Annotated in this window: 1 protein-coding gene; it reads right to left on the minus strand. The window is 76.3% G+C overall.

Going from position 1 to position 617, the window contains the following annotated elements; all coding sequences use genetic code 11:
- Positions 1-49: 49 nt before the first annotated feature.
- The coding region (locus ACWJ6R_RS37700; RefSeq protein WP_449066759.1) for a hypothetical protein at positions 50-617 on the minus strand (568 nt) is incomplete at its 5' end.

Below are 617 nucleotides of genomic sequence, written 5' to 3' on the forward strand. Positions count from 1 at the left end.
GGGCGGCGGGTGCGGTGGGTGAACATCAGCGGGTCCTTCCTGGGTGGGGTCAGCGCGTGGCCGCGCCGGCGAGCAGAGCGTCCAGCGCGTCGGTCTCAGCGCTGGAATCAGCGCCCGGGTCGGCGCTGAAGCCGATGGGGTCAGCGCTCGAGGGAGCGCTGGAGTCAGCGGTGTCAGCGCTGGAGTCGGCGCCCGGGTCGGCGTCCGTCTCGGCGCTGAGCGCGCGGTCGGCGCTGATCTCAGCGGGCGCCTCTCGGCGCTGAGCCGGGATCGGCGAGCGCTCGTCAGCGCTCACCTCGGCGGCCTCAGCGTCCGCCTCGGTGGCCTCAGCGCTTGCCTCAGCGGCGCCAGGTCGCACCGCGGCGACCGCTGACTCGCTGAGCTCGGCGAGCCATTCAGCGCGCCAGGCGCGGGCGGTGGACTCGCCGGCGCCGGTGTGGCGGGTAAGGTCAGCGGTCTCCGGCAGGGGGCCGCCGGCGGCGATCGCAGCGTCCCACAGGGCGCGGCCGCGGGCCTTCTTGCTGCTTCTGCCTGCGGAGTCGTCACCGGCCGGGCCGCTCTTGGGCGCCTGCTTGCGGGGGCGCTTGGGCGCCGGGTCCGAGGGGGCGGGCGCGGAG

The organism is Planomonospora algeriensis (genome assembly GCF_977012225.1).